The 3,269-nt window shown below is 74.3% G+C and carries 1 protein-coding gene; it reads left to right on the plus strand.

The features are described from left to right. Positions 1 to 3,269, plus strand: a 3,269-nt coding sequence (locus Afe05nite_RS43385; protein ID WP_203823203.1) for a type I polyketide synthase, incomplete at both ends; no start/stop codon positions are given.

Raw genomic sequence — 3,269 nt, forward strand, 5'->3', positions numbered from 1 at the left:
GGCCTCGCCGGAACTGCCCACCTACGCCTTCCAGAACAAGCCCTACTGGCTAAAGGGCTCCCCCGCCGCCGCGAACGCAGCTCAGCTCGGCATGGGCGCGGTCGACCATCCGTTCCTGGCCGCCACGGTCGCGTTGCCGGGCAGCGACGAGGTGGTGCTCACCGGCACGGTCTCGGCCCAGAGCCAGCCCTGGCTGGCCGACCACGTGGTGCTCGGCACGATGCTGATGCCCGGCACCGCCTTCCTCGAGCTGGCCTTGCAGGCGGCCGCCCAGGTCGGCTACGGCACCGTCGAGGAGCTGACCCTGCAGGCGCCGCTGGTGCTGACCGAGCAGTCGGCCCACGCCGTGCAGATTCTGGTCGGCCCGGCGCGGGAGAACGCCACCCGCGGCATCACCATCCACTCGCGGCCGGTCGCTGCCGATGCCGGCGAGGAGTGGACCCAGCACGCCACCGGCCTGCTGGCCGACTCGCCGGCCGAGACATCGGACGCGGCGGCGGACCTGACGGCCTGGCCGCCCGCCGGGGCCACTCCGGTCGACCTGGGCGCCGTCTACGAAGACCTCGTCGCGGCCGGCTTCGCCTACGGCCCGGCGTTCCGCGGCCTGCACACCGCCTGGCGTACGGGCGACGACGTCTACGCCGAAGTCAGCCTGCCCGCGAGCGAGGCGGGCGACGCCGACCGGTTCGCGCTGCACCCGGCCCTGCTGGACACGTCGCTGCACACCATCGCCTTCCCCGGCCTGTTCTCCCTCGGCGGCCAGGGTCACCTGCCGTTCTCGTGGGGCGGGGTCACCCTGCACGCGAGCGCCACCCGCGCCGCCCGGGTCCGGCTACGCCGGGCCGGCGAGCACGCGGCCTTCGTCCAGCTGATCGACGGCTCCGGCCGGCCGGTGGTCACCGTGCGGTCGCTGGCGATGCGGCCGGTGACCCTGGACCAGTTGCGGGTACCCGCGACGGCCGGCCTCGAGGCGATGCACGGCCTCGGCTGGACGCCGCTGCAGGCCGGGCCGAACCCGCCGGACTTCGAGTGGGTCCGGCTCCAGGAAGGCGCCCGGCCGGATCCCGTACCGCCGGTGATGGTGGCCGAGATTCCCGACGCGGCCGGGGACGCGCACCGGGCCACCGCGGCGGCGCTGCGCCTGGTCCAGGAATGGCTGGCCGACCCGCGAACGGCCGCGAGCACCCTGGTGGTGACCACCCGCGACGGCGTCGCGGTGGACGAGACCGAAGCCGACCGCCTCGACCCCGCGGCAGCCGCAGTGCGGGGCCTGATCCGCAGCGCACAGCTCGAACATCCCGGCCGGATCCGGCTCGTCGACCTGGACGCCGAGGACGGCTCCCGGCGGACGCTGCCGGCCGCGCTGTCGCTGCCCGAGCCGGAACTGGCGATCCGCCGGGGCCGCCCGTACGCGCCGCGCCTGCGCCGGATGCCATTCGACGGCGGTGCCGGCGGTGCGTTCCGGGTGGACGGGACGGTTCTGGTCACCGGCGGCACCGGTGGGCTCGGGTCGGTCTTCGCCCGGCACTTGGTGACTGCTCATGGCGTACGCAATCTGCTGTTGGTAAGCCGGCGCGGCCTCACCGCGCCCGGCGCGGACGACTTGGTGGCCGAACTGACCGCGCTCGGCGCGGAAGTGACCGTCGCGGGCGCCGACGTCGCCGACCGGGCCGCACTCGCGGGCCTGCTCGCCGCCATCCCCGCCGAGCACCCGCTGAGCGCCGTCGTGCACACCGCCGGCGTGCTCGATGACGGCCTGCTCACCGCCATGACGCCGGACCGGCTGACGCAGGTGCTGCGCGCCAAAGTCGACGCGGCCACCAACCTGCACGAGCTGACGGCCGGCGCGGACCTCACCGCCTTCGTGCTCTTCTCCTCGATCGCCGGCGTCTTCGGCGGTGCCGGGCAGGCCAACTACGCCGCCGGCAACGCCTTCCTGGACGCACTCGCGCAGCGGCGCCGGGCCGCCGGGCTGCCCGGCCTCTCGCTCGCCTGGGGACTGTGGAGCACGGCCAGCGGCATGACCAGCACCCTGGACGCGGCCGACGTCGGCCGGCTGGCCCGGACCGGGCTGCTCGAGATCCAGCCGGCCGAGGGGCTGGCCCTGTTCGACGCCGCCCTCGACGCCGCCGCGCCGGCCCTGCTGGTGCCGGTCCGCATCGACGCCCGGACCCTGCAGGACCAGGCCCGCACCGGTTCGCTGCCGCTGATCTTCCAGGCTCTGGTACGCACCCGCCCCCGCCTGGCCCGCGCCGACAACAGCACCGGCGAGGCCCATCCCCTGCTGCGCCGCCTGGGGGCGCTCAACCCCGCCGAGCAGACCCAGGCGGTCGTCGACCTGGTCCGCGAGCAGGTCGCGTACGTGCTCAGCCACCCCGACCCGGCCGCCGTCAACGAGAAGCAGCCGTTCACCGGGCTGGGCGTCGACTCGCTGATGGCCGTCGAGCTGCGCAACCGGCTGAGTTCGGTCGCCGGCCTGGCGCTGCCGGCCACTCTGGTCTTCGACCACCCGACCCCGCTGGCGGTCGCCGACTTCCTGCTCAGCGAGCTGCTGGGCGGGAGGACCGAACCGGACACGGAGCCGGCCGGGCCACCGGCGGCCGCCCCGGACGAGCCGATCGCGATCGTCGGGATCGGCTGCCGCTATCCGGGCGGGGTCGCCTCCGCCGAGGATCTGTGGCGGCTGGTCGCCGCGGGCACCGACGGGATCTCCGGCTTCCCGGTCGACCGGGGCTGGGACATCGACGGCCTCTACGACCCGGATCCGCAGAAGGCCGGCCGGATGTACACCCGCGACGGTGGTTTCCTGCACGACGCCGGGGACTTCGACGCCCGGTTCTTCGGCCTGCCCCAGCGGGAGGCGACGGCGATGGATCCGCAGCACCGGCTGCTGCTGGAGACCTCGTGGGAGGCCATCGAGTCGGCCGGGATCCGCCCGGATTCGCTGGCCGGCAGCCGTACCGGGGTGTTCACCGGGATCATGTACAACGATTACGGCGCCCGTTTCCAGCCTGGTCAGACACCCCAGGGCTACGAGGGTTACATCAGCAACGGCAGCTCGGGCAGCATCGCCTCCGGCCGGGTGTCGTACACCTTCGGACTCGAGGGTCCGGCAGTAACCATCGACACGGCCTGCTCGTCGTCGCTGGTCGCCCTGCACCTGGCCGTGCAGGCGCTGCGCTCCGGCGAATGCACCCTCGCCCTGGCGGGCGGGGCGACGGTGATGGCGACGCCGAACATCTTCGTGGAGTTCAGTCGGCAGGGCGGGC

Origin of the sequence: Paractinoplanes ferrugineus (genome assembly GCF_016862195.1) — a bacterium.
Lineage (GTDB): Bacteria > Actinomycetota > Actinomycetes > Mycobacteriales > Micromonosporaceae > Actinoplanes > Actinoplanes ferrugineus.